Source organism: Wolbachia endosymbiont (group A) of Pipizella viduata, assembly GCF_964028555.1.
Lineage (GTDB): Bacteria > Pseudomonadota > Alphaproteobacteria > Rickettsiales > Anaplasmataceae > Wolbachia.
Genome location: NZ_OZ034787.1, coordinates 1,045,580 through 1,071,049, shown reverse-complemented (window position 1 = coordinate 1,071,049; position 25,470 = coordinate 1,045,580). Strand labels below are relative to the sequence as shown.

Annotated in this window: 23 protein-coding genes, 2 tRNA genes and 1 pseudogene; 15 read left to right on the top strand and 11 right to left on the bottom strand. The window is 35.0% G+C overall.

From position 1 onward, the window contains the following. Positions 1–115 precede the first annotated feature (115 nt). The 4 genes from iscU to hscA are packed head-to-tail and all read left to right on the top strand — an operon-like array spanning position 116 to position 3,127. Complete coding sequence (gene iscU, locus ABWU50_RS05130) at positions 116–508, top strand: Fe-S cluster assembly scaffold IscU (protein WP_114516867.1); 393 nt, start codon at positions 116–118, stop codon at positions 506–508. 10 nt (positions 509–518) lie between these two features. Then, positions 519–923 (top strand): HesB/IscA family protein, encoded by a 405-nt coding sequence (locus tag ABWU50_RS05125; RefSeq protein ID WP_353275596.1) that lies wholly within the window; start codon positions 519–521, stop codon positions 921–923. Beyond that, the gene (locus tag ABWU50_RS05120) at positions 916–1,374 is read left to right on the top strand and encodes an iron-sulfur cluster co-chaperone HscB C-terminal domain-containing protein (RefSeq protein WP_264328898.1); all 459 of its coding nucleotides are present in this window, start codon (positions 916–918) and stop codon (positions 1,372–1,374) included. The genes ABWU50_RS05125 and ABWU50_RS05120 overlap by 8 nt, the downstream gene beginning before the upstream one ends. Next, positions 1,352–3,127 (top strand): Fe-S protein assembly chaperone HscA, encoded by a 1,776-nt coding sequence (gene hscA, locus ABWU50_RS05115; protein ID WP_353275593.1) that lies wholly within the window; start codon positions 1,352–1,354, stop codon positions 3,125–3,127. Before ABWU50_RS05120 ends, hscA begins: the two co-directional genes overlap by 23 nt. A gap of 3 nt (positions 3,128–3,130) precedes the next feature. On the opposite strand, the gene lepB is transcribed toward hscA, so the two are convergent. Both lepB and ABWU50_RS05105 read right to left on the bottom strand, forming a co-directional pair. Next, on the bottom strand, positions 3,131–3,877 hold the full coding sequence (gene lepB / locus ABWU50_RS05110; protein ID WP_264732601.1) for a signal peptidase I: 747 nt from the start codon (positions 3,875–3,877) through the stop codon (positions 3,131–3,133). A gap of 94 nt (positions 3,878–3,971) precedes the next feature. Continuing rightward, entirely contained in the window at positions 3,972–4,280 is a 309-nt protein-coding gene (locus tag ABWU50_RS05105; protein WP_353275592.1) for a hypothetical protein, read from the bottom strand. Between the two features lie 80 nt (positions 4,281–4,360). On the opposite strand from ABWU50_RS05105, the gene ABWU50_RS05100 reads away from it, so the two are divergent. Beyond that, entirely contained in the window at positions 4,361–5,548 is a 1,188-nt protein-coding gene (locus ABWU50_RS05100; RefSeq protein ID WP_353275590.1) for a phosphoglycerate kinase, read from the top strand. Between the two features lie 58 nt (positions 5,549–5,606). Next, positions 5,607–6,434 (top strand): EndoU domain-containing protein, encoded by an 828-nt coding sequence (locus ABWU50_RS05095; RefSeq protein WP_353275588.1) that lies wholly within the window; start codon positions 5,607–5,609, stop codon positions 6,432–6,434. A 131-nt stretch (positions 6,435–6,565) separates the two neighbouring features. Here ABWU50_RS05095 and ABWU50_RS05090 read toward each other — a convergent pair whose 3' ends face one another. From ABWU50_RS05090 to ABWU50_RS05080, 3 genes and pseudogenes are all read right to left on the bottom strand, one after another. Next, complete coding sequence (locus ABWU50_RS05090; RefSeq protein ID WP_410542070.1) at positions 6,566–7,459, bottom strand: RluA family pseudouridine synthase; 894 nt, start codon at positions 7,457–7,459, stop codon at positions 6,566–6,568. Positions 7,460–7,512: 53 nt separating this feature from the next. Continuing rightward, positions 7,513–9,357: a hypothetical protein gene (locus ABWU50_RS05085; protein WP_353275587.1), complete on the bottom strand. Its 1,845-nt coding sequence runs from the start codon at positions 9,355–9,357 to the stop codon at positions 7,513–7,515. Positions 9,358–9,391: 34 nt separating this feature from the next. Further along, positions 9,392–11,536, bottom strand: a pseudogene (locus ABWU50_RS05080) (ComEC/Rec2 family competence protein). Between the two features lie 99 nt (positions 11,537–11,635). Between ABWU50_RS05080 and ABWU50_RS05075 the strand changes: the two are divergent. Beyond that, positions 11,636–11,712: transfer RNA gene (locus tag ABWU50_RS05075), tRNA-Met, on the top strand. Between the two features lie 613 nt (positions 11,713–12,325). On the opposite strand, the gene ABWU50_RS05070 is transcribed toward ABWU50_RS05075, so the two are convergent. After that, positions 12,326–13,336: a DNA-methyltransferase gene (locus ABWU50_RS05070; protein ID WP_353275585.1), complete on the bottom strand. Its 1,011-nt coding sequence runs from the start codon at positions 13,334–13,336 to the stop codon at positions 12,326–12,328. 67 nt (positions 13,337–13,403) lie between these two features. Here ABWU50_RS05070 and ABWU50_RS05065 point away from each other — a divergent pair, with 67 nt between their 5' ends. After that, entirely contained in the window at positions 13,404–14,123 is a 720-nt protein-coding gene (locus ABWU50_RS05065) for a helix-turn-helix domain-containing protein (RefSeq protein ID WP_353275583.1), read from the top strand. A 416-nt stretch (positions 14,124–14,539) separates the two neighbouring features. Here ABWU50_RS05065 and pdxH read toward each other — a convergent pair whose 3' ends face one another. From pdxH to ABWU50_RS05050, 3 genes are read right to left on the bottom strand one after another with little or no spacing between them, the layout of a single operon-like run. Continuing rightward, entirely contained in the window at positions 14,540–15,133 is a 594-nt protein-coding gene (gene pdxH, locus ABWU50_RS05060; RefSeq protein ID WP_353275581.1) for a pyridoxamine 5'-phosphate oxidase, read from the bottom strand. Positions 15,134–15,149: 16 nt separating this feature from the next. Then, positions 15,150–15,965 (bottom strand): bifunctional DNA-formamidopyrimidine glycosylase/DNA-(apurinic or apyrimidinic site) lyase, encoded by an 816-nt coding sequence (mutM, locus tag ABWU50_RS05055; RefSeq protein ID WP_353275579.1) that lies wholly within the window; start codon positions 15,963–15,965, stop codon positions 15,150–15,152. A gap of 17 nt (positions 15,966–15,982) precedes the next feature. Further along, on the bottom strand, positions 15,983–16,204 hold the full coding sequence (locus ABWU50_RS05050) for a hypothetical protein (protein WP_264735403.1): 222 nt from the start codon (positions 16,202–16,204) through the stop codon (positions 15,983–15,985). A gap of 19 nt (positions 16,205–16,223) precedes the next feature. Between ABWU50_RS05050 and ABWU50_RS05045 the strand changes: the two genes are divergently transcribed. Next, positions 16,224–16,296: transfer RNA gene (locus ABWU50_RS05045), tRNA-Thr, on the top strand. Positions 16,297–16,349: 53 nt separating this feature from the next. Here the strand turns inward: ABWU50_RS05045 and ABWU50_RS05040 are convergent. Both ABWU50_RS05040 and ABWU50_RS05035 read right to left on the bottom strand, forming a co-directional pair. After that, positions 16,350–17,876 (bottom strand): acyl-CoA carboxylase subunit beta, encoded by a 1,527-nt coding sequence (locus ABWU50_RS05040; protein WP_353275578.1) that lies wholly within the window; start codon positions 17,874–17,876, stop codon positions 16,350–16,352. A gap of 122 nt (positions 17,877–17,998) precedes the next feature. Continuing rightward, complete coding sequence (locus ABWU50_RS05035; RefSeq protein WP_353275577.1) at positions 17,999–19,099, bottom strand: hypothetical protein; 1,101 nt, start codon at positions 19,097–19,099, stop codon at positions 17,999–18,001. Positions 19,100–19,233: 134 nt separating this feature from the next. On the opposite strand from ABWU50_RS05035, the gene der reads away from it, so the two are divergent. From der to ABWU50_RS05005, 6 genes are all read left to right on the top strand, one after another. Next, positions 19,234–20,559, top strand: a complete 1,326-nt coding sequence (gene der / locus ABWU50_RS05030; protein ID WP_353275576.1) for a ribosome biogenesis GTPase Der — start codon at positions 19,234–19,236, stop codon at positions 20,557–20,559. Then, positions 20,556–21,086, top strand: coding sequence for a disulfide bond formation protein B (locus ABWU50_RS05025; RefSeq protein WP_353275574.1), 531 nt, complete (start codon positions 20,556–20,558; stop codon positions 21,084–21,086). The genes der and ABWU50_RS05025 overlap by 4 nt, the downstream gene beginning before the upstream one ends. Then, positions 21,061–21,603 (top strand): demethoxyubiquinone hydroxylase family protein, encoded by a 543-nt coding sequence (locus ABWU50_RS05020; RefSeq protein ID WP_253302799.1) that lies wholly within the window; start codon positions 21,061–21,063, stop codon positions 21,601–21,603. Before ABWU50_RS05025 ends, ABWU50_RS05020 begins: the two co-directional genes overlap by 26 nt. A gap of 225 nt (positions 21,604–21,828) precedes the next feature. Then, the gene (locus ABWU50_RS05015) at positions 21,829–22,104 is read left to right on the top strand and encodes a collagen-like protein (protein ID WP_353275571.1); all 276 of its coding nucleotides are present in this window, start codon (positions 21,829–21,831) and stop codon (positions 22,102–22,104) included. Positions 22,105–22,197: 93 nt separating this feature from the next. After that, positions 22,198–24,045 (top strand): hypothetical protein, encoded by a 1,848-nt coding sequence (locus ABWU50_RS05010; protein WP_353275569.1) that lies wholly within the window; start codon positions 22,198–22,200, stop codon positions 24,043–24,045. A 4-nt stretch (positions 24,046–24,049) separates the two neighbouring features. Beyond that, positions 24,050–25,387, top strand: a complete 1,338-nt coding sequence (locus ABWU50_RS05005; RefSeq protein ID WP_353275567.1) for a hypothetical protein — start codon at positions 24,050–24,052, stop codon at positions 25,385–25,387. The last annotated feature ends 83 nt before the right edge of the window (positions 25,388–25,470 follow it).

Here is a 25,470-nt window from a genome sequence, read left to right as displayed (position 1 = left end):
AATACACTCGTAACCCATATATTTTGTGAGTAAAATATACCGCTTGCTAGTGTATTTTACTTTAGTTTTTAACCTAAATATGTTATAATGTAAGTAATGGTTTACGGGTAATTCTATGAGTTATAATGAGAAAATTTTGGATCATTACGAAAATCCAAGGAATGTTGGTTCTCTGGATAAAAATGATCCAAATGTTGGTACTGGTTTAGTTGGTGCACCATCGTGCGGTGATGTAATGAAATTGCAGATAAAGGTCAATGACAAAGGTGTTATTGAAGATGCAAAATTTAAAACTTTTGGTTGTGGTTCTGCCATTGCTTCAAGTTCCTTGTTAACAGAGATGATAAAGGGAAGAACCATCAGTGACGTTACACAGATAAAGAATACTCAAATAGTGGAAGAGTTGTCTTTACCTCCAGTGAAGATACACTGTTCGGTGCTTGCTGAAGATGCTATAAAGGCTGCTATTCATGATTATCAAAGCAAACAAAGTAAAGGTGGACATTGAGAACTAAAGCATGAGTGAATATCAAGGAGTAAACGCTATAAAGAAAGATAAAAAACTTATTACTATAACTGCGAAAGCAGTAGAAAGGATAAGGTATCTATTGGACCAAAAGAAGCATACTAACCTTGAGAAACCGGAAGAAGCAATAGGAATAAGAGTGCTAATTAAACAAAAAGGATGTTCTGGTTTAAAATATGATATTGAATATGCATATGATACTCGTCCTTTAGAGTCGATAATTGAGGAAAACTGCAGTGATGACCAAAAAGTTAAAGTGTTGATCGATCCAAAATCTGTCATGTTTATTCTTGGCTCTGAAATGGATTATGTAGAAGAAAAATTTTCATCGGGTTTTGTTTTCAAAAATCCTAATGTGAAAGGAAAATGTGGTTGTGGAGAGAGTTTTCATGTCTAGCAACTATTTTGCATTGTTTGAAATTGAACCAACTTTCAATATCAGCTTTGATGAGTTAGAGAAAAAATATATTGAGCTAAGCAGGACTGATATAAACGAAGGACAATCTAAAAATATAATTAATATTAACAAAGCTTATCAGGTGCTAAAGTCACCTCTAAAACGTGCCGAGCATTTGTTGAATCTTTTTGGTATGAAAAGCCAAAAGGATCATCTAAATTCTGAAATACTAAATGAATCAATGGAAATAAGAGAATATTTGCTGGACTGCGATGATCTACAATTTGCAAGTAGGATGGTTGATGAAAAAATAAAAGATTGCGTTAAAAACCTAATTAACACTTTTGCTGTAAAGAATTTTGATGGAGCTGCTACACAAGTCTTAAGATTGAAATATTTATATAAGTCATTTGAGGAGGTGAAAAAGAATGCAACCAATTCAAATTTCTGAACCAAATTCAAGTGAAGTAGTTTTTGGTATAGATCTTGGCACTACTAACTCTTTAATTGCCATGGTAAATAAAGCTGGCAACGTGGAGATATTTAAAGATGAGCAGGGAAGAGAGCTACTGCCTTCTGTTATTTCGTATGAAAATAATACATTGAAAACTGGCTGTGACGTCGGTCAAAATGCAATCTACTCAATAAAGCGTTTAATGGGTGAAAGTGTTGAAGAATTAAATAAAGAAGGCCTCAATTTTGAAATAGATAACGAAAGTGAAAAAGTTATTAGAGTAAAATGCTCAGAGGAAAAGTATCTTACTCCTGTTGAGATTTCTGCTGAGATATTAAAAGCTTTATGCGAGAGGGTGAAAAAGTCTACAGGAATGGAAGTAAAAAAAGCAGTGATCACTGTGCCAGCTTACTTTGACGATTCAGCACGTAACACAACTAAATATGCAGCAAAATTAGCTGGCATAGAAGTTCTTCGTCTCGTTAATGAACCAACTGCTGCTGCACTTTCTTACTCCATTGAAAAGAACAACAGCAGCGGAATATATGCAGTTTACGACCTTGGTGGAGGAACATTTGATATTTCAATATTGAAATTACATCAAGGAGTGTTTCAAGTCCTTGCGGTTGGTGGTGATACCAAACTCGGCGGTGATGATTTTGATCACCTACTAAGTTCAATTGTACTTGATAAGTATAGAGAAAAAGTAGGTTTAAACAAGGAGTCGACAACACACCTTAATGTCATTCCAACACATAACGCTGGAACCTGCAATATCCGTACCGCGAAAGAATACTTAAGTGAAAATGTATCAGGCACTTTTGGCTTTAACATTAACGGCAAGCCATTTGAATGTGAAATAACTAGAGAGAAGTTCGAACAGGCAATAAGTCCTTTAGTTAATAAGACTATCAATATAGTCACTCGTACTATAAGCGACATAGATCTTAAAATTGATGATATAAAAGGAGTAATTTTAGTTGGTGGTGCAACTAGAACACCATTGGTTCAAAATTCACTAGTCAAGCTCTTTGGAAATAAAGTACTGAATGACGTGGATCCGGATAAAGCAGTTGCCATTGGGGCAGCTCTGCAGGCTCATGATTTAACTTCGAGCTCAAAAGATAGGAATATTCTCCTGGATGTTTTACCTTTATCACTTGGCATAGAAACTATGGGAGGCATAGTTGAAAAAATCATACCAAGAAATACACCACTACCAGTTTCAGAGATAAAAGAGTTTACAACTTATGTTGATGGGCAACCAGCAATGAAAATTCACGTTTGTCAGGGAGAACGTGAAATGATCGAGGATAACAAATCTCTAGCACAGTTTGAACTAAAAGGTATACCACCACTACCTGCAGGTTCTGCAAGAGTTGAAATAGAATTTACAGTTAACGTTGACGGAATCTTGACTGTTACTGCAAGAGAAAAAGCTACTGGAATTGAGCAGACAGTTGAAGTAAATTCAAATTTTGGCTTGAGTGAAGCTGATGTTCAAAATATGGTTAACCAGTCAATAAACAGCTTTGATGAAGATATGAAGGCTCGTTCCCTTGCAGAGGCTAAAATTAACGGTAACAAGCTCATACATCTAGTTGAAAATGTTTCCACTGATCAAAAGTTGAAAAACCTATTACAAAACGCAAAAAACGCTTTACAAGGCAATGACTTGAATGAAATTAACAACGCTATCGCCGAGTTAGAAAATTCTTCTTTAGAGTTGTGTGAATTAACAGATAGGTAGAGTTTACACAACTTTATGCAATATCCTGTCAAATCTCAGAGCAACAGGTAACCTGAAATTAAATGGTAACCAATCGACCTTCCCCAATTTAAACGATAAACCAACTATACTTACACGCCCAATGATATTTTCCATTGGTACAAAACCAACTTCAGGAAACCTGCTATCCAAAGAATTATTTCTATTATCTCCCATAACAAAAAATTGATCGTTAGGTACATAATAAACCGTAGTGTTATATGATAGCTTATTAGAAATGTTATCTACCAAAATCTCATGCTCCTTGCCACTTAAAAGCGTTTCTATATATCTTGGTATGTTACGATTTGACTCATAATCAAAAAAACTTTCAATTTGCCTTCGCTCTACTTTCTGATCATTTAGGTATAATTCTCCCTCTATCATTTGCACTTTGTCACCTGGTGTTCCTATTACTCGCTTAACAAACCTGATGCTGTCATTTCTTGTGGGTTTGAAAACTACTATGTCGCCACGCTTTGGAGGGGTATAAAAAATCCTGCCGCTAAAAATGTTTGGAGAAAATGGAAATGAGTGTTTACTGTAACCGTATGAATATTTACTAGTAAAAATGTAATCCCCTTCAAGTAGGGTGCTTTTCATTGAACCAGAAGGTATATGAAATGGCTCGAATAAAAAACTACGTATTGATAGCGCAATCAACAGTAAAAAAAACAATGAAGATAAAAATCTTCCCGTTCTTATCACCCAGTTTTTGCTTAGTTCTTCCAACTTTTCCAACTTTGTTTTTCTTATAGATTAAGCTTATTATAATACATAAATTAAAAAATGGTAATATGAAATTTTACTTGTGAATGTTATTCCTCTATTCAAAATAATTTTGAAAAGGCGGTTCATTTCTTTCAACGGTGTCATCCAAGTAGCGTGACACATAACTGTACGAACATTGCAATTTGCAGGTGGCAGATGAAAGTAGCTGACACTGAGATCCAGAAAAAAGAATGGTGTCATCCGAGTAGCTGACACTGGTTCCTGCAATCTCATCGAAAACGTTGTAACCACTTTCTATGCTAATTTGCTTGTAAGCAACCTGGATCCCAGTGTCGGCTACTTGGATGACACCATTATAGAGTGAACCAGTGTCAGCTACTTTCATGACACCATCTGGATGCAAATTTCCTTAAACGTTCGTAAACTTAAAACTTTACTTTAGGTCAAACTGCTGTATAGTGGCTTTATAGCTTTAGTTTTACAATGAATATACCTAGTATAGAAAATTGTGATCTTCACAATAAAACCGTCTTACTCAGAGTTGACTTCAATGTTCCTATAAAAGATGGAGAAATTCGTGACGTCACTCGTATTTTGAGAGCATTGCCTACTATTGAGTATTTAGTGAATGCAAGTGCAAAGATTATTATTATATCGCATTTCGGACGCCCAAAGGCCAGAGACAATAATCTGTCGCTAAAAAATGTAATTGACACTTTATCGCAGTTACTAAATAAAAAAGTGAAATTCATTGATGATTGCGTTGGTGAAAAAGTGCAAAAAGCAGTGAGTGCTATGGATGCAAGAGATATAATATTACTAGAGAATCTAAGATTTTATAAAGAGGAAGAGCAGAGTGACTCAAATTTTGCCAAACAACTAGCATCTCTAGCGGATATATATGTAAATGATGCATTTTCTTGCTCTCACAGAGCTCACGCTTCTATTTCACGCATTACAGAGTTTTTACCTTCCTACGCGGGATTTTGCTTACAAGATGAGCTAAAGTATCTTGAAAAAGCTGTATCGTTTAAAGCTAAACCTATTACTGCGATAGTTGGGGGAGCCAAAATGTCAACTAAGATAAAAATGCTTATAAAGCTAACAGAAAAGGTTGATTACCTAGTTCTCGGAGGTGCAATTGCTAATAATTTTTTGTTATTTAGCAAAGTAAATATAGGAAAATCTTTCTTTCAAAATGGTGTTGACGACCTTCTACATAATATTGTTGAAACAGCAAATAAAAACAATTGCAAAATAGTTGTGCCAGAAGACGTTCTGGTTGCAGTAAACTCTGATTACAGCACTAGTATTTCAAGAAGAACTGAGTCCATTTTGGACGGTGATATAATTTTGGATATCGGACCACAAACTTTGAGTACAATAAGCAGTATAATATCAAGCAGTAAGACTCTGCTGTGGAATGGACCTATTGGTGTTTTTGAACATTCAGCTTTTGCAAGTGGTACAATAGGGGTAATGAAAGTCGTAAGTGACTTAACGCACAAAGGAAAGTTAACCAGCATAATAGGGGGAGGTGATAGTCTATCTGCAATAAGCGCTGCAGGCCTTACCGATAAGGATTTTACATATGCTTCCACTGGTGGAGGAGCGTTTTTAAGTTGGCTGGGTGGTGATGAAATGCCGGGAGTTGCTGCTCTGCAAAAATGATTAGATTAAAACTTTTTTAAATTGTTTCTTATAAGCTAGCTTTTTTGTGAACGTGATTATGTCGAAGACAGTTAAACTAATTTTGTGTTTAATAATACCAATAATAGGATTTATTTTTTATATTAGGGATCATTATTTTCACACCAGTTATGTAGAAGAAAATGTTAAGGTCAATTTTGAACCATTTTTCAGTTCACAACCAGGTTATATACCACCGTTTCCAGAATTAACTGACTTCGATAGAGGAGTGTTGAAAGTTTGTGGAGATTGGGGAGCACATCCAGATAAAGAAGATTTCAAAATTTTACTTAGTTGTCCGCAGCATCAAGAAGTAGTGAAAGGAATATATGATAAGCTTGATCATCAAGTGATTACGCCAGATGCGGATTTGGAGTTATTTAAAGATGAACTGGCTAACATTTGGTTTACAAATAGTGAAAGTGAAAAAGAAACTATAGGGTTTGGACATATTTTTTGTGGTGAGCCAAACGATAAATTAGGTGGTATGCATTTTGTAGGTAGATATGTTGAAGCTCAAGAAGATAAATGGGCAGGTGCAATTTGGAATGATAAGTCCCTATGCAATAAATCAGATATTAAGCCACCATTTTATACATTTGGAATGAAATATTTGGGTAAGGATGGGGAAGTGAAAGTTAAATGCCCAAATGGATACGCATATAACCTTCATGCCGATGATATTTTAATTTCTGCAACTAAGGCGTTCAAGGAATTAGGAAAAGATGGAATGTGCCTATATGAAATGGAAGATGACAATTATCAATCAGTGTTTGTAAGAAAGAATGATGCTATACTCACGTTCTATCCCGACTTAACACCAAAATGTGATGATAAGAGTACTAATTGTAGTTGCAATAAATCTTAATTTCAAAACCAATAGGGTGAACAAATGATAAAAATGTTATAGCCAATTTATGCTGACCCAAGCAACACCCGCGGTATCTCATCCGCTAACTAATAGCGGAATGACGGTTTTTCAAATTGTCGGTTTATACTTCAAAAATCAGGTAAACCTTTCTTAGGTATATTTTCAAACTCACCAATTAAAGTTTTTATATCTTGCGGTAAATCAGAGACAAATTCCATGTATTCCTTACTTTTTGGGTGGTGTAATCCTAATTTGTAAGCATGTAGTGCTTGCCTATTGAAATTACGAATAAAACTAGAGTTTTTAGCATATTTTGTGCTTTTACTACTATTTTTTCCGTAAACTTGATCACCAACTATGGAATGTCCTATGTGGCTCATGTGGACTCGAATTTGGTGTGTTCTGCCTGTCTCTAAAGTGCATTTAACCAGGCTTGCTTGTCCTATAATTTTCTGCACTAAATAGTGAGTGATTGCTAATTTGCCTGCGATTTTTGTTACACACATCATTTCTTTATTAACACGCTTTGGAGCAATATTAGTCTTTATCGTTCCTTGTTGAGTAGACAATGTTCCCCAAACTACTGCTAAGTATTCCCGCTTTACTTTACGATTTGATAACAACTCAGACAAAAAACTATGGGCTTCCTCATTTTTTGCAATTACCATCAGCCCACTGGTATCTTTATCGAGTCTATGAACAATTCTTGGTCTTACATCAAGGTAAGCGATAACTGCGTTCAAGAGCGTATCATTGTTTGTCCCAGCACCAGAGTGCACTGTTAATCCACTTTGTTTACTCAGAACTATAATGTCCTCATCTTCATAGACGATATCAAGTTTTATGTCATAATTAGGCTCAATTGATGTGGATATGTCAGGTTGAACGAGATGCACCACATACTCTTCATCTGGTTTTACTATGTGGTCATTATTAATTATCGGTGTGCCAAGTAATTTCACCTGCTCATTCTGTATCAATCTTTGAGCTTTACTGCGCGATATGTTGCATTTTTCAGCTATATAGGTGTCTAACCTTAATTTTTTCTCATCACTATTAATGTTTAAGGTTATATCTATCCTGCACACGCTACTTTAAATGCTGCGTGAGTGTCTTTGTCTATAAAATCTAATCTTGTACTAGGAAGATCACCTTGTTTTTTAATATGGCAAGTTGTCTTAGAGCTATCTTTCCAGTGAATTATTATTTTATTATCAAAATTTCGTAATGTTGCCTCAACCTTTTTTTCTTTATTATCTTTTTCTTCTAGCTTAATAGATTCTAATAAATAATATAGAAAGTCACTTGGTTTGCCGTTGATTTTTTTTTCCCATTCATCTGTTTCTTTTTGTTCAGATTTTCTTTGTGTTAACTTCTGCTCTTTTTTTATCAGCCTATTGTTTTCTTCTTCTAGTTCCAAATTTCTTACTGCTTGACGTTGTGCTTTTACTATATCTTCTAATGTTAATTGGTCAATATTATCTACATCTTCAGATCCTAAAGCGCTATCAGGACTGCCGTTTGCTTGCAACGTTGCAATCTGTTCTTGTATCGACTTAATCTTATTCTGTACCACGTTATTTGTTATTTTACATACTTCTTGAATTATTTCTTTTTTATCTTCCTCTTTCAAAGAGTGATCTTGATCATGAGAATCTCCAGTATCGCCAGCTTGTCTGTTGCTTGTAGTTGGCACAAGTTTAACAAGATAACTTCCCATTCCTGAAGGCTGAAGTTGGTTAAGTTTTTCTTTCAATTCAGTACGTATCTCTTTCAATGACTCACCTATACTTTTACTAATACCTTTCAAACACGTAGTTATCTTTCTATTAGCGTTCTTTTTCACTTTATCTATATCTTTCTCTATAATCTCTTCTAAATTATTGAGTAAAACTTTTAAATCACCTCTTATATCATTAAGCGTTTTCTCAATGTTAGCATTTGCAGGTTTTAAAAGTTTTTTATCAATAGATGTGTTAGCTTCAACTAAGAACTTATCGAATAAATCACTTATTTTATCTGTGAATTCATTGAAGTGCTTATCAAGTAATTTTATCAATCGAGATATGGGATCATTTTTTTCCTCATCTTTTGTCTTCTTTTCCATTACCGATACAATCGTGCCTTTTCTACATGGAAGTAGAATATCTAAGTTATTGAATTTTTTAACAATATTGCATGCGTTATTTACTTCATTACTTTTTAATTTACTCAATGCTATACATATTCCAACAATGAAGACAGCACTCACGAATGCAATGAAACCCCATTCTTCCCAACCATGAACATTGGCAAAGCTAAATTTATTTTGTATCAATGCACCAGCTACAATTAGACCGCTCAGCACATATGGCACAGTAAGCAAAATAACTTTATTTCTATTCTCTTGTCTTTTGTTTTCTAATATTTCTCCCTGTTTTTCAGAGATTGGTAAAATTATTGAAAAACCTTGCTTTTTATCGACCAAATCAGGAACAATTTCTATTGTTAATGCATTTTGAGCAATCTCATTTATTTCATCACTTTTTCCACCTTTAATCTTTATATCTATTGGGCTATCACCATCTTTTGATTTCTCATCTTTTATTTCTTGCTTGTATATATATCTTAGAGCAAGAGAGGTTAATAAAACTACTCCAAAAATAACAGAAACCAGAAAGTAAGTTGGCATTAATGTTGGGTTAAAAGTAGCAATAAAGCTTAAATCGTTAAGGGTTATTACCATTGCAGTTATGTAGGCTAGAGAAAATTGAAGCCAAGTGTTCACAACTGCTATAGGTAGGGTATTATTTACAGAATATTTTTTTGCTGCGTGCCATGCTTTAGGGAGAAAACCAATGGCATCATTTATTCTGGCTACATTATGATCATGAGTTAGGTTGAGGTTTAAAGAATTTCCTTCTTGAGTACCTAAATACATAAATTTCCTTACATTTAAATTTAATTAATTATTGTTAACAACACTTTAAAATCAAGCTTTTTAACTTATGCCAAGGCCGGTTAGAGCGCACTGTATTAATCTTTACGTAACGATTTGTTAACCAAATTGAATGTGTGCCATATGTTTTTAGATTGGTGTACTTAATAGTTCTAGTATTACAAACTGAATAGTCGAATTCACTTAATTGAATTATTAAATCAACTTTATCACAATTTTCTGAAATATCTTCTTTTTTATAAGCAAGCAGTACTGATTTATTATTTCCTTTATTATATATACAGCCATAATCGTTGCACTTTAGTCTTTTATCTGGATTGCTATATTTTGTATGATTCAAAATTTGGTTCTGCCCATTTTGTTTCGCCCATGTTTTGACAACAAAGTTCCTATTTTTTCTGGTGAGAGAATATAGTAAGTTATCACTCTCCTTTGCAGCAACATTATCAGCATTTATTAGGATGTCGGGGGTTTTATATGCGGTGCTAAAGCAAATACCTAGTACAATAAAGAAAATTCCGAAGAAACGCTAATTTCTTTCCCACAAGCACAGCCACAATAAACCAAGTGTTATGATAATAATTGATGAGGCAGGAAAAGTACGAATGGGAATAACCAAATACTGAAGACTAGCGATTGCATTTGTTATATACAAGATACTGTCAATTGGGCGCTCTATAAATGGCGCTATAATCCATTCAATACCTAAAGGAATCAATAAGACATAAATTATTCCAAGTGGAATAATAATTAATGTAACTATTGGTATAGCAACTAAATTTGTGATAATACCACTAATTGAAAAATAATTAAAATTGTATATCGTGTACGGAACAGTTGCTAAACTTGCTATTACTGAGCTGATCATTATCGACACAAAATATTTCATTATTTTTATTTTGAACAATTTATTAGCATTAATTTGATAACTGGCAACCAGTGCCAAAACCGCAGAAAATGACATCTGAAAGCCTGGCTTTAAAATTGCTTCTGGTTCTACTGAGAGTATCACTGCAGCAGCAAACGCAATTGCTATTAACCCTCGATATTTTCTCTCTATCATTATTGCAACGAGTACTAAAATCACCATGATGTAGGCACGCTGAGCAGAAATTTGCATACCGGTAATCAACAAATAAAACGTGGTTGGCAAGATAGTAAGGAATGCAGATATTTTCTTGGTGTTATACTTAAGAGTCAAAGTTTCAGATATTGCGAATAAATTACGAAACACCATAAAAAACAGGCCAGCAACAAATGATAAATGCAAACCAGATATGGCAAACAAATGTGCTATACCTGAATCTCTTATCGCATCCATAGTTTTTTGGTCTATTCCGTCCTTTTTGCCGATTAGTAATGCAGAAATTATGTCTGCATGTGGTTTTTTAATATTTTGCTGCAGGTTTTCATAAATGTATTGACGGAAAGATTCTATATATTCTTGAAATTTCCTTGCTTCAGCCTTTTTGTGCAAAGCTATTTTGCTTGTTGCAAAACCTGTTGCACTTATTTTCTGATAATATGCCATTCTTGCAAAATCATATGCATGCTCCGAGGGCGCAATCTTTAGAGGGAAGAGTTTTGCTGATAATTTTACTTGATCGCCTATTTTAATGCCTTTTTCCACTTTGGTTCTAACTGATATTCTGATGTTATCTAGAGCTCTATCCGGTTTCATTCCAGCGCGTAACGCTGGAATCCATATCTTTTTTTTCTGGATCCCAGTATCAAGTACTGGGATGACAAAAGGGGGTGCTGGGATGACAGGAGAGGATTTTGAGATAGTAGAGACAGAAAGCAGAAATTGTTTGTATGAGCCCCTGTCATTAATGTCCTTCACTGTGGCAATTATATCTTTTACGTATCTCTCTTTATCAAGAATTTGAGTATCAACTAAAGCTGTTCTTAATTTACTAGCTGTAAATCCTATGAGCACTGCAATTAAAGCAATGCATAGTATTGTGTACCTTTTGTGCAGTATCGCAATCAGAGTTAGTGTAGGTGGAAGCAAAAGAAAAATAGATATAGTGAAAATGCAGCTTGGTTCAAAACTTAGGGAAAAATAGGTTAAAATCCCTACACACTGGCACACAGGAAACCACAGTATCAAGTTATATTTTTCATTACGTAGGTTATGACGTATATAGCTCACTATTATGTCAAAAAAAAGTTAATAAATATACTAATATACGACCCATAGCGGATTTTATCCTTGTATATCCTATAATTGCAAGTATAATAGCTAAATAAACAACGACGCGGGATGGAGCAGCTCGGTAGCTCATCAGGCTCATAACCTGAAGGCCGTAGGTTCAAATCCTACTCCCGCAACCATTTTCCAACTGTGCGAATATTGTGGTTTCAGGTAGAAACTACTTGACAAATTCCCCCAGTCCCCTTATCATGATACTGAAGGTATTCAGTTATCTTCATCTGTGCAGATTAAACAGCAAAAAACAACGTAGTTGGCGTCTTATTTTTAATTTTTTGCACTATGTGCACCTTATGTCTTCACAACATTTCTGGGTTTTTACCTACACAAGCTGAAACGCGCTTATAAGTCGTTTAAGACAGTATAGAACGCCGATTTGCAGGATTAGAGAGTGACAACTAGCTAACACGAGGTTTCTTTTGCCTTTTTTTCCGCTTAGTAAATTTCTTAAACATTTAAACTAAGGTGAGTTGCATTTAAAAGCAGCTGAGTCGCGGTTATTAAACGTTTAAAACATAAAAAAACGCCAATGTTTTTAAATAGATGTTAACCGGGGCTTCTTTTGCCTTTTTTTTCATTTGGTAAATTTCTTAATGTTTATAGCTAACATGAACAAATATTTAAGAGTAACTTCTACTAGTAACGCTAATGTGGAAAGTGTTGAGGATAGGCAACAAAAATGCTTATATAAAAAATTATTGCTAAAAACGGGAAAACCATGAACAAAGAGCATAACTAAACTACTAATGACTGCTGAGTGAACTTAAGATCCAATACAGACTGCTTAGCCTTTAACACTTGCTCTTCACCATGAACAATGCGTTGATAAATAGTTTCTTTTGAGCATTCTTTTTTTAAGAACCTAAAAGCAGATGCAGCAAGATATTCTCTATTTTCTTCAAATGCTAACCAGTAACGGTCTTCTTGCTCACATACAAAACCTGTTGTGTTAGAACCAGCAAAAATATCTAAAACAACATCTCCTGGTTGTGTTAGAAACTGAATAAAAAATTGAGGTAATTTAGCAGGGAATCGAGCTGGATGCTCTTTTACACCTAGTTCCTTACATGCAGCAAGATACTGGCTGTTAGATTCTGAATTGGGGATCTGCAAAAGATTTGATGGAATAGCTCCTCCATTATCTTTACCAAAGCTACTACCAATATTATGTCCTGATGGTCGTTCTTTTGGAGTATAATAAGCCTTTGGGTTCTCGATAAGTTTTTTCATGCGGCCACTGTATTCTACTAGCACCTTTGTGACATCTGCTTTAGGCCACTCAGTTTTGCTGAACCACCATACTGTATTAACAGAATCTTTTGCTCTGATTTTTCTCTTATTTACCCATTCAATTGGACTTGGCAATTTAGAAGGATTATACCAATAGAAATCTTCTGCAAGGAAGAAGCCTATGTCATCACAGAAATGTATAAGCACTCTAAAATTATATAAACTTCTGGATGGCACGCCTTTTTCATAAGCCCCACCTAGATCAAGTACAAAACTGCCTGTATCTTTGAGTTTGCTATGTACTAATTTTGCAAATTGACTAAGCCAGGCAACATATTCGGCTTGGGATTCATTTCCGTATTCTTTTTTTCTTTGCAAAGCAAACGGTGGGCTGGTTATTACGAGATCTAAGCTATTATCTGGTAATTGCGGCAATAGGTTAAGAGAGTCTCCACAATATGCAGCTCCCCTGTCTGTAGTATATGTGGGTTTATTATTAAATTTAAATTTTTCCAATATATGTGCCATATGAAAGATACTTATAGTCTGTAGACTTATAATTGTCAACTATTATCTTACAAAGATGACAAAAATAAAAAAACAATCTTTGCGGTTACTTCTTTCCCAGAATATACGAAAGATAAGAAATATAAAAGGGCTTTCCCAAGAAACTCTTGCTGATTTATGTGAATTACACAGAACATATATAGGCTCCGTTGAACGTGGTGAGAGAAATATCTCTATAGATAATGTTGAGCGCATAGCAGATGCCCTTGGTGTTGAACCTACTGCACTTCTAAATCAGGATCAAGACAGAAAATGTCTGAAAGATATATTTCCTCATATACGGAAGTATCAAGAGTTTGCTGTTAAGCATGGTATAAATGATATCTTTCAGGACAACGGCGGAAAAATCCTACAAGTCTTATTACTAACTGGACTCACTATTCTTCCAGCACGCGAGGGAAATGATGCCATTGATGAGTATGGTAATGAATATGAGCTTAAATCAGTAAATGCTCTTCTTACAAAAAGCTTTTCTACTCATCATCATATGAATCCTACAATAATTGCAAAATACCGAAAGGTGGATTGGGTATTTGCTATTTATGAAGGAATAGAGCTAAAAGAAATATATAAATTAACGCCGCAAGACCTTGAACCATATTATATTACATGGGAAAAGAAATGGCATGATACTGGTGGTAAAGACATCAATAATCCCAAAATTCCTTTAAAATACGTCAGAGATAAAGGTAAGCTTCTTTATCATTGTGATGAAAGAGTATGTGACCGCCACTAACTTCCTCCATCCCAGGTTGATTTTAAATTGTCCGGAATGCTGTATTATTTAAAATCCTAACATTTAACTCTTTTTTTGATAAACTTGTTTATTTGCTGTTTATTAAAATTTTCACTTCAAAATTTAACCTCACCAAAAGTATAAGAAGCCTGTCCAATGAAAAATTTGCAGTCCTTAACCTTCTATAACTAACCCAAGAAAGGTTTCCCTACGTCATACCGCCAAGGATAGATTCCGCTAACAAGTAGCGGGATGACGAATTTGTTGTTTTTCAAATTATCGGTAAACCTAAGTCACTTTAGCTATAAAATTATAAGTTATTTGCTCTTTTTTATCCTTAATCCAGAATTCGGATTAGTAGGGTGTCATCCAATTCTCAATGGTAAATTAAGAAGGGTCTGCAACAACGAATGTAGCTAGGGAGATAATTGCTCTATTTTCCAATCGCTTCCCTCAACAAGAGTATATCTAAACCTAGCGTGTCTCCTATATTTACCTTCTTGCCAAAATTCAATTACTTTTGGGATTACGCAAAATCCCACCCAAAAGTCAGGACGAGAAACTTGTGTATTGTAAAATTCTTTCTCCTTCAATTTTATAGCTTGATCAAAATCTTGCCAATCTTTCAGAATGCTCGATTGTTTTGAGCACCATGCGCTAATTTGACTATCGCGCGCTCGAGAAGAGAAGTATTTGTCAGTTCTTTCATCGTTTAGGAGTTTAACCTCTCCTTCAATTCTTACCTGCCTAGCAAATTCTATCCAGTGAAACACTAATGCAGCTTTAGGGTTCTCGGTCAATTCTTTTCCTTTTCTACTATTTATGTTAGTGAAGAACACAAAACCTTCTTTGCTGTATTCCTTTAGTAATACTACTCTTGCAGATGGAATGCAGTCTTTGCTACAAGTTGCTAGCATCATTGCAGTTGGTTGTTTACACGGAGAATTAAGTACTTCTTCATACCACTTTGAAAACAAGTTAATCGGATCTTTTTCAGGTAAAAATGTCATATTCAAAAATAAAATCTTAATTCTGACATACGTTGCAGAAATAAGTGCTACGGCCATTTTGTCGTATAAGTGTTATGATATTGTTGCAGATTTTGCAAGGTTTTTGAACTTTACCATATACGTAAAAGTTATTTTGAAAGTATCCAGCAGATCCAGATGGCTGTGCATAATCTTTCAGTGTTGAACCGCCTGCAGCAATTGCATCACTCAGAGTATTTTTTATTTCAGCAGCAAGTTTTTCGCACTCTCTATAGGTCAAGTCTTTTGCTGACCTGAGTGGTGATATGCGGGCTCTAAACAAACTTTCAGAAGCATATATATTGCCTACGCCAACTATTAATTTATTGTCCATTAATGCTGATTTGATATTCACTTTTTTGTTTTTCAGCAACTCCTGTAAATAGTCTCCACCGAATTCATCCGTGAGGGGCTCTATTCCAAAACCATCAAAAAAATTTATTTCTTGTTCTTTGCTTAAAATAATAACTAATCCAAATCTTCTTGGATCATTAAAGATTATTGAAGTATTATCGGAAAATAAAAATACCACGTGATCGTGCTTATTCCGCACTTGATCATGGTCAGCATATATAAGCTTTCCGCTCATGCCAAGATGTATGATTACAGCCATACTACCATCTGTATTCCAGATCGTATACTTACCTCTACGCTTGATGTTGCGTATGACTTTGCCCTTTAGCATATCATCAATATTTTTTGTTATTGGGGCACGTAAATTCCAATTATTAACTATAACATTACTAATTTGCTTGTTTTTAATTTTATCAAGCAAGAAGTTAGAGATTACTTCTATTTCTGGTAGTTCTGGCATGATACCTCCTTCAAAACTTAAGTTTCTGATGGTAATTTTGTCGTTAAAGCTTCCTCAAATACGTTTGGGTATTCTGCGGCGCTTCTTCCTAAAAATTCCTCACCACAAACAAATTTTGAAAGGGGTCTGCTTTGTCTACTCTGTTGCTGCTTTTTTCTTTTCAAAATATTTTGCTTTAAAGCTTTCGCTAATCTTTTTTTCTCCTCTTCTTTTTCCTTATTCCTTTTTGTATTATTCATTATCATAATATATAAACTTGCCGTTGTAGCTCAGGTGGTAGAGTACGTCATTGGTAATGACGAGGTCCCAAGTTCGAGTCTTGGTAACGGCACACTGATTACACTTATAATATTGCATAACTTGTAAGCAAGGCTTAGAAGAAAGTTACAGAGGTAAGTTGTCATGCTTTTTCCATATCCTTTCTACTTTCTTGTTTTTGAGTAGCTCTAATGCTTTACAAAAGTAATGCCTTGTTTTACTTGGCACTATAATGTCATCAATGTATCCATATGATGCAGCAAAAAATGGATTAGCAAATTTCTCTTTATATTCTTTGATTAACGTTTGCTGGTCTTTTTCATGCCTAAATATAATTTCAACTGCACTTTCAGGGCCCATTACAGCTATTTCAGCAGTTGGCCAAGCATAATTTATGTCACCTTTTAAATGTTTCGAGTTCATAACGATATATGCACCACCATACGCTTTTCTAGTGATAAGGCTAATTTTCGGCACGGTCGCTTCAGCGTAAGCGTAAAGCAACTTTGCTCCGTGTTGTATTATATTATTGTATTCTTGATTTGTACCAGGTAAAAACCCTGGAACATCAATAAGTGTGATGATAGGAATGTTAAATGCGTCACAGAATCTTACAAACCTTGCAGCTTTTCTTGAAGAATCAATATCCAAACATCCTGCAAGGTGCATAGGTTGATTTGCAACAATACCGACAGTATTTCCTCCAATTCTACTAAAACCAATTATAATATTACGAGCAAAATCAGGTTTTAGTTCAAAGAATTTCTTCTCATCACAAACTTTTTCAATGAGTTCATACATATCATAAGGAGTGTTAGGATTGGTAGGAATCAGAGTGTTTAAGGATTCATCAATCTCATTAACATCATTACGGGTTGGTACAGATTTCGGTGATTCTTGATTATTTGCTGGTAAGAAAGTAAAGAATTCACGCATTTTTAGCAGCATTTCAACATCATTATTGAATGCAAAATCTGCCACTCCTGTTTTGCTTGTATGAATTTTTGCTCCACCGAGGTCTTCGAAGCTTACATCTTCATAGGTAACCTTTTTTACTACATCTGGTCCGGTTATAAACATGTATGAACTATTCTTTACCATGAAAATAAAGTCAGTTAATGCTGGAGAATAAACAGCCCCTCCTGCACATGGACCCATAATTAAAGAGATTTGTGGTATAACGCCCGATGCATTTACGTTTCTTTGGAAAATTTCTCCATAACCAGCAAGGGAATTTACTCCTTCTTGAATTCTGGCTCCACCAGAATCATTTAGTCCGATAATTGGAACCCTGGCATTAATTGCCATATCCATAATTTTGCATATTTTTTTTGCATGTGACGCACCAAGTGATCCACCAAAGACAGTAAAGTCCTGAGAATAAACAAAAACTTTCTTGCCTAAGATAGTACCATGACCAATCACTACTCCATCACCTAAAAAATTAGCATTTTGCATGCCAAAATCAGTTGCGTTATGCTTCACGAATTTATCGTATTCTTCGAACGAATTTTCATCAAGCAATATACTGAGCCTTTCTCTAGCAGTTAATTTCCCTTTTTCGTGTTGTTTATTGATTCTGTTAGAACCGCCTCCTTTTTCAGCTTCTATTGCTTTGGTTTTTAGATTTTCTAGTATTTCAAAGTCTTGCATACAATAAAGTAGTTTTCAAATTAGTTGTAGACTTTATTAAGTTTACAAACCCTATTAACTATACACATACACTATTGCTATATGCAACAGTGTATGTACATGTTAACCATTAAAACTTTAACCTAAAGATGATGATTACAGTGAGCGCACTTGAATGCACTAACTTCTTCCAGAACACTAAATGGCTCACTTTGTTTTCCGTTTTTCTCTTCGACAAAACTTTTGGCTCTACCAATGATCTTTTCTATACGTGGTTGCTTTTTTAGAGTTTCATAATGTTTTAAGAAAACTTCACAACTTTTATCATCCATATGCACCATTATTGTGCCAAAATTTAATGCGTTGTTTTCAGGTTCATGAGCTTTTTTAGAGAATAAAGACATCTCGAGCTTCTCATTACCAAGTTTAAAAGTCATTTTTATTCTACCTTTCATATCATGATATTGCCCATTTCGTGTCCGAATTATATTATCTCCTTCTCCCATTAGCAATGCACCATATTCTAAATCCTTAAATTCCGGAGAATTCATAAACTTTGCAGGAGTGATCACACTTTCTTCTGGACATTTTACACAATAAAATTTATTATCTCTTTCTACTACAATTCCTTCTTTTTTGTCATTTTCAATACTGTCACACACAGCTTTCTCTAGGCTCAATAAGTAGCTGTTACGCTTTTCTTCTAGAGCCGAATCTATTGGTATATTGTTGCAACACAAGTCCAAGATTTCTTTACTCACATACGTGCCTGTTGAAATTAAATCAGTTATCTTTGAGCAAAGAGAATCCAACTTTTCTTTTTCACTATTTTCAAGGCTTAAATTTTGTCTTTTGATTAGGTCTATATTTTTTATCAAGTGCCCTATCAGTGATATTTCTTTTGCTGCTCGTTCTTTTTCTTCATTAGATAGTATACCATGCACCAAACCATACGGCATACCAAACATAATTTGGTCCTGATATGCAAGCTTTACAATTTCTAGTAATTCGTCAACCATTTTTTCCGCAGTCTGACTATCAGAAAGCACTTTATATTTTTCTTCTATATCTTCTACTTGCTTTAGGATCTTTTTCCGCTTCTCTCTCTCAATTTGTTTATATGTCCTACTTAATAGGAATTCATCCGTCTTTTCTGGACGCTTTATTTTATATGAATGCTTTTGTGACCCTTGTTGTTCTAATTTTCCATTACCTACACTTTCTATTTGCTCTAGCCCTAACATAACTCCTCCATTTCACATAATAAAGTTAAGATAAAATATCTTGACTTGAGAATATTGATATAACCTACAAAGTCAATAGTTACATTGCAAGATTTCGGTTATAATTTACTGTGTATAGAAGGTGCTCTTAAATTATGCTAAAAATCGCTATAGTAGGCCTACCAAATGCTGGTAAATCAACTCTTTTTAATAGATTGGTGGGAAGAAAAGCAGCGGTGGTCAGCAATATTCCAGGGGTTACACGAGATAGAAGAGAAGGAATAGGCAGAATTAGCGATTTAGAGTTTAAAGTTATAGATACAGGAGGATGGAACGACCAAACTAATTTTTCACTACAAGTTATTGAACAAATAAAATTTTCTCTATCCAATTCAAACATCATTTTCTTTCTTGTTGATGCAAAAGTGCAAAATGAGCAAAACAAAGAATTTGCAAAGTGGCTGAAGAGAAAAATAAATAAACCTGTGATACTGATAGCAAATAAATGCGAGAGTCATAAGTCTGAAAATGTTGATTATTTGCAGTTTTTTGATTTTCTTGGCCCGGTGTATATCTCTGCCGAACATAATCTTGGCATGGTTGATCTTTATGATGCATTAGCTGATGTTATTGAAAATTTGAACGAAAACACTGATCTATTGGGCAATGAGTCCAGTAAACTTAGAATTGCAATCATCGGTCGCCCAAATGTCGGAAAATCAACTTTTTTAAATAGCTTGCTTACAGAAAACAGAGTAATAGTGAATTCAGAGCCAGGCACCACACGTGATTCTGTAGATATTGTATATGATCATAATGGGGAGCTAATTACTCTCATTGATACTGCAGGAATCCGCAGAAAGGCGAATGTTATAGATGACTTAGAATCAAGATTTGTTGAAAAAAGCTTAGAATCAATCAAGCGCTCTCATCTGGTAGTTTTAATGCTAGACTCCCTAGTTGGTATTGAGCAGCAGGATTTATCAATTGGTGAAGCTGCAATTAAGGGAGGGAAAGGGATTATTGTTGTTTTAAATAAGTGGGATTTAATAGTTAAGGATGACAGAAGTAAGTTAATAAAATTTGTCAAACAACAGGAAGTGACTCGGTTATTCTTGGAAGTGCCAACTGTAACAATTTCTGCATTGAAAGGCATGCGCTGCGGCGATGTGATAGATAAGTGTCTTGAAGTGAGTGAATCTTTGAACAAGAAAGTCAGCACTGCAAAACTGAATAAGTGGCTAATTGATGCTTTAGATAGGCACTCTCACCCGCTTGTAAAAGGTAAAGCAGTTAAAATGAAGTATATCGCTCAAATTGGTACTAAACCTCCAGCTTTTTCTTTGATATGTAACATACCTGAAAGTGTTGATGAAAGTTACAAACGCTATTTAATTAATGATCTTAGAAAAAATTTCTTCGTAGATGGTGTGCCAGTCAGATTACTTTTGAAAAAAAATAAAAATCCCTATGCAAAATGAATACTCTGCTTTATACTTTCAGGGGTCTTTATAATAATTTACTTAAAGTCGTGTGTAATAACTCCAGAATTCCTACAATCTTTCTGCTATCAAGTGCTTTTGCTCTAATTTTTGCATATGTGCTAGAATATTTTTTCAACATGCTGCCATGCAAGTTATGTACATACGAGCGGGTAGTTTACTATGTTGCAGGGTTACTTGCAGTAGTATGCATGCTTAAAGACAACAAAATTCTAATCTATGCAATGTTTTGCAGCTACCTCATAGGTGCAGTAATATCTTTTTATCATGTAGGTCTTGAACTCCACTTATTTCATGATGTTTTAGGTTGTACAGAGCAAGCAAGTGGTAACGTTAGTATAGAAGAGCTCAGAAATAATCTACTAAATCCTAATTACTCTCCATCTTGTGACAGACCTCATTACGTTCTAGGTGTTTCCTTAGCAACATGGAATTTAATTTATCTCATAGCAGCTCTGTTCGTATCAGGTAAGGTGTATTGTGGAGAAAGAAAGAAATCTAAATAATTTAAGGTACAGCAACAATCAGTTCTTGCAACAGGCAATTAGAGTAAATCATGCTGGGGAATATGGAGCTATTTGCATTTATTCTGGTCAAAAATTTATTCTTAAAAAATCTTCTATAATCAATGAAATAATTGAAATGGAAGAGCAGGAAAAAAAGCATTTTCACTATTTTAATGAGAAAATCAAAGAGCAAAAAGTTCGTCCTACTGTTTTGTTGCCAGTTTGGCGTGTTTTAGGAGTGTCACTTGGCGTTGCAACTGCCATTATGGGCAAAAAAGCTGCTATGGCTTGCACTGCTGCAGTTGAAGAAGTTATAGGGGAGCACTACAAAGAGCAAGTTTCACATTTAGAAGATGGGGAATTAAGAGAAACTATAAGTAAATTCCGCGATGAGGAGCTAGAACACAGAGATATTGCAATTCAGCACAATGCTGAAAGCGCATTTGGCTACAACATTTTATCTTCATTCATAAAAACAGGCTGCAAAACTGCTATTTACTTGTCCAAGTTAATTTAACTAAGCAGCTTTCTTAAAGTGTTTTTAATGTTATGATGACAACAGAAACCAGGAAGAAATTCAAGTGTAACAATTATTTTATAACTATATTTACATATTATAATTATTAATCAATAATTAATACTTGTGAATTAACTGTATTTGGAGTATAGGTTACAAAGTGGTGGCAAAAGTGCGTTTTGAATTAGAAACGGGAGATGTAATACCTGTGGCACAGGTTATCATGTGGCTGCTAAAGTAAAAGTAAGTAATGGTTTAGAGGTTGATATGAATCTTGAAGAATGTGAAAAATCTAGAAGCTTAGAAGCAAAAGTTGAATGTTTAATAAACGTGATTGAGACTCTGCAGGACAAAGTAAAAGGAATGACAGGACCTCCGGGTCCAAAGGGTGATCCAGGTGTTCCAGGTTATGATGGTCTTCCAGGTGAGCCAGGTTTTCCAGGCCGAAAGGGTGAACCAGGTTATGATGGTTTTCGAAGTGAGCCAGGTCCTTCAGGATAGAAAGGAGATAGAGGTGTTCCAGGTTATGGTGGGCCAGGTCCAAAGGGTGAGAAAGTTGTTCCAGGCATTAAAGGTGAAAAAGGTAATCCTGGAATGGATGCAAAGCCCGAGGATGTGGCAGCTATTTTATTATCAAGTGAACTAGAAAGATTCGAAAAAGCGCTGTTTAATACACCTATAACTGAATTAAAAGGTAAAACACTTAATAACTATGTTACTCAAGACCTGCCGAAGGAAATTGCAAATAATAAAAACTTAAAAAAAAGTATAAAGGGTGAAAAGGGCGATCAAGGATTAAGAGGAGAAGTTGGTTCTCCAGGTCCAGTAGGTCCTAAAGGTCTAAGAGGTGAGAAAGGTTATCCAGGTCAAGATGGTAGAGACGGAACCCCTGGTCCTAAAGGACTAGATGGAGCTCCTGGTCTTAGAGGTCCAGTAGGTCCAAGAGGCTTTAATGGCACGCAAGGAGAAAAAGGTGCTAAAGGTCCAAGTGGAGCAAAGGGAGCGCAAGGTAAAGCTGGTAAAGATGGAACCCCGGGTTCTAAAGGAGCAGATGGAGCTCCTGGTCTTAGAGGTCCAGTAGGTCCAAGAGGCTTTAATGGTACGCAAGGTGTACAAGGAGAAAAAGGTGATCTTGGTCTCAAGGGAGATAGAGGTGAAATTGGAGCACCAGGAATGGATGGATTGCCAGGTCTACAAGGCTTTAATGGCACGCAAGGAGAAAAAGGTGCTCAAGGTCTAGTAGGTCCTAAAGGTGATAAAGGAGATTCAGGTCCAGTAGGTCCTCAAGGAGTAGATGGAGCGCCAGGTGTGTCTGGTAATAAAGGGGATGCTGGTCCAAAAGGCGATATGGGTGATAAAGGAGATACCGGAGTGCCAGGTACAGATGGATTAAAAGGTGACAAAGGAGTAGATGGATTACCAGGGATGCCTGGAATAAAAGGTGATCTTGGTCTCAAGGGAGATAGAGGTGAAATTGGAGCACCAGGAATGGATGGATTGCCAGGTCTACAAGGCTTTAATGGCACGCAAGGAGAAAAAGGTGCTCAAGGTCTAGTAGGTCCTAAAGGCAACACAGGAGCGCCTGGTCCTAAAGGCTCAAAGGGAGAAGATGGAATAGGTGCTGCAGTTGCTGATCAGTTTCTGCGCAAGATGAATCAAACAAAAATTGAAATTCAGAATGCTCAGAAAGCAGCAGAGGTAGCTAAAAGCGCTTCTGAAAAATCTGCCAAAGAAGCTAAAGATTTTAAAGAAGAGGCTGACAATTTTGCTGATAAAGCATTTCAATCAGAACAAAATACTCAAGCACTTTATAGTAAGGTAAAGGATATATTTTGTGAAACAAAACCTACAGATCAAGTTTGTACTGCACGTATAAAGAAGAGGGAAATTAAAAATTCAGACAATCTGCCAGTGACAAGTGGAGCAGGTAGACCAACTTCATTTATATCTCAAGTAATAAATTTCTTTTATCCTTTTATAAAACAAGATGAATATAAAATAGAGAATAAAATACAAGAGCTTAATCAAGTGGTAAAAATAATAGATGCAGCAGATATTGCTATAAAATTTGAAAAAGTATTAGAAGAAACAGCTTCAAAATGCGGCATTCTAAAGAAAAGCCTAAATTTTGATCCAGTAAAACTACAGTCAACCATTCTAGATAGGTCATTATTTAATGATGAAAGTCGTAATGAGCTGTTAAAACTCTTATATTTATCTGCAAAAAAATCATGTCCAAATTACAAACAAACTGATAGATTTTTGACTACTTTCAAAGATCGTATGGAAAGAACATTAGAAAATAATGAGCAACAAAGGGGGTTTGTTAATATTGAGAAAACAGCAACAGATAACGAGCAGCCAAGGAGTTTTATGAGCGATGTCACTCCTCCAAGTAGTTTCAAGGCGATTGATCTGAAGGCTGTTAATTGTTTAAGGTAATAGTATGGGAAATACATTTAGAATAGATAATAAAGATCCGCTCTATAAGAAGCTGATTAAACTTCCTACTGCATATTACAGGTTAGAGATTAATAACAACAAGTATACTATTCGTTCACACATTGGTACGGCTGAGTTGGGTGATACTATTAGTGATTTAAAGTTACAGAAGCTGGGTGATAAAATAGTTTTATATAAGGGAAAATCACCTCTGAAAGTGAAAAATAAAGATGGTGAAGAAGAGAATCTTATTATACAGCAAGAAGATATCATAAGTGCAAACAGGGACAATATTATAGAAAAGCTTAGATCAAAACCAATAGAGATTTCGCTTTACCACATAGAAGATATTCCATATTTTGGTGCTAAATTACCCATTTCTAGACACAGTACAACAACTGAAGTACTAAACTTCATCAATTTTAATGATGAAAATGATCCAGTACTACAGAAGATCAAAGGAGAAAATGGTGGACTTTATTTTACAATAGAAGGTGATTATATCTATATATCAGACAAAAATGGAAAGTGTCTTTCAGTGTGTAAAGATGTTGGTTGCTATAAATATCAATACACAAAAGATAAATGTGATGTATTAACAATAAGTGATGTATCAACAATAATAGGCAATTTAACCGAGACTAACAACGAAAAGCAGAAATTCACTTTGCAAAAAGGGGAAGAGTTATCGGATAACATCTATGAAGCAAATGTTGCCTTGAATGATAAGCCCATAGCTACTTTACCAAAAATAGGTTACTACATGCTCGATGATCAATTGGTCATGCGTAATCATGTTACGAAAGAGGAGGTAATTGTCCCAAGGGATTTTCACTATTTAAAAGTTGTTAAATTTAATAATGATGATTATAAATTAACGTTTTGTAATTTTTTAGGTAATGAATTCTTTGAATACAAAAAATACGATCCACAGTATTCGAACGTTTCAGATGAATATAAATTCATCAGTTTAAATTGTGCGAAAAAAGAATGTAATCCGAATCCTTGGGAATTATTTAGTCATCGACCATTGTTTTTTATTACAGAAGAATCTCCTGAACCAGGCTCTCCAGGTCACTATTCAGTTGCCGTGCTCGAATTCATAAGTGGTAAAAAAGGTAGGAAAATGGCTAAATTGATTGATGAATTTGGTTATTTTGATAAAGATAATAAGTTTTACTATTGCGATTACCATACAAAAGCAGAGTATGGTGTTTATGATCCTTCTAAAATTAATAAAAAATACACAGCAACAGATGCAAATAGCGAGTTTTACCTTACAGGAGACGATGAAATAGAAAACGACAATATAATTCTTCACACCATTCCAGAGTTATTGTAATTATACGCACCAAGTTAGGAAAAAATGAAGTAAAAGAGGAATAGGCTATAGGATGACAGAAGTTGGCTTTATTAGCTATAGGT

What these genes read in the sequence shown, in the direction of transcription:
- ABWU50_RS05025 (WP_353275574.1), top strand. Translation starts at nt 20,556, where the DNA reads ATGAATACTCTGCTTTATACTTTCAGGGGTCTTTATAATAATTTACTT.
- pdxH (WP_353275581.1), bottom strand. Translation starts at nt 15,133, where the DNA reads ATGACATTTTTACCTGAAAAAGATCCGATTAACTTGTTTTCAAAGTGG.
- ABWU50_RS05035 (WP_353275577.1), bottom strand. Translation starts at nt 19,099, where the DNA reads ATGTTAGGGCTAGAGCAAATAGAAAGTGTAGGTAATGGAAAATTAGAA.
- hscA (WP_353275593.1), top strand. Translation starts at nt 1,352, where the DNA reads ATGCAACCAATTCAAATTTCTGAACCAAATTCAAGTGAAGTAGTTTTT.
- ABWU50_RS05125 (WP_353275596.1), top strand. Translation starts at nt 519, where the DNA reads ATGAGTGAATATCAAGGAGTAAACGCTATAAAGAAAGATAAAAAACTT.
- ABWU50_RS05065 (WP_353275583.1), top strand. Translation starts at nt 13,404, where the DNA reads ATGACAAAAATAAAAAAACAATCTTTGCGGTTACTTCTTTCCCAGAAT.
- der (WP_353275576.1), top strand. Translation starts at nt 19,234, where the DNA reads ATGCTAAAAATCGCTATAGTAGGCCTACCAAATGCTGGTAAATCAACT.
- ABWU50_RS05095 (WP_353275588.1), top strand. Translation starts at nt 5,607, where the DNA reads ATGTCGAAGACAGTTAAACTAATTTTGTGTTTAATAATACCAATAATA.
- ABWU50_RS05005 (WP_353275567.1), top strand. Translation starts at nt 24,050, where the DNA reads ATGGGAAATACATTTAGAATAGATAATAAAGATCCGCTCTATAAGAAG.
- ABWU50_RS05120 (WP_264328898.1), top strand. Translation starts at nt 916, where the DNA reads ATGTCTAGCAACTATTTTGCATTGTTTGAAATTGAACCAACTTTCAAT.
- ABWU50_RS05085 (WP_353275587.1), bottom strand. Translation starts at nt 9,357, where the DNA reads ATGTATTTAGGTACTCAAGAAGGAAATTCTTTAAACCTCAACCTAACT.
- ABWU50_RS05050 (WP_264735403.1), bottom strand. Translation starts at nt 16,204, where the DNA reads ATGAATAATACAAAAAGGAATAAGGAAAAAGAAGAGGAGAAAAAAAGA.
- ABWU50_RS05100 (WP_353275590.1), top strand. Translation starts at nt 4,361, where the DNA reads ATGAATATACCTAGTATAGAAAATTGTGATCTTCACAATAAAACCGTC.
- mutM (WP_353275579.1), bottom strand. Translation starts at nt 15,965, where the DNA reads ATGCCAGAACTACCAGAAATAGAAGTAATCTCTAACTTCTTGCTTGAT.
- ABWU50_RS05010 (WP_353275569.1), top strand. Translation starts at nt 22,198, where the DNA reads ATGGATGCAAAGCCCGAGGATGTGGCAGCTATTTTATTATCAAGTGAA.
- iscU (WP_114516867.1), top strand. Translation starts at nt 116, where the DNA reads ATGAGTTATAATGAGAAAATTTTGGATCATTACGAAAATCCAAGGAAT.
- ABWU50_RS05040 (WP_353275578.1), bottom strand. Translation starts at nt 17,876, where the DNA reads ATGCAAGACTTTGAAATACTAGAAAATCTAAAAACCAAAGCAATAGAA.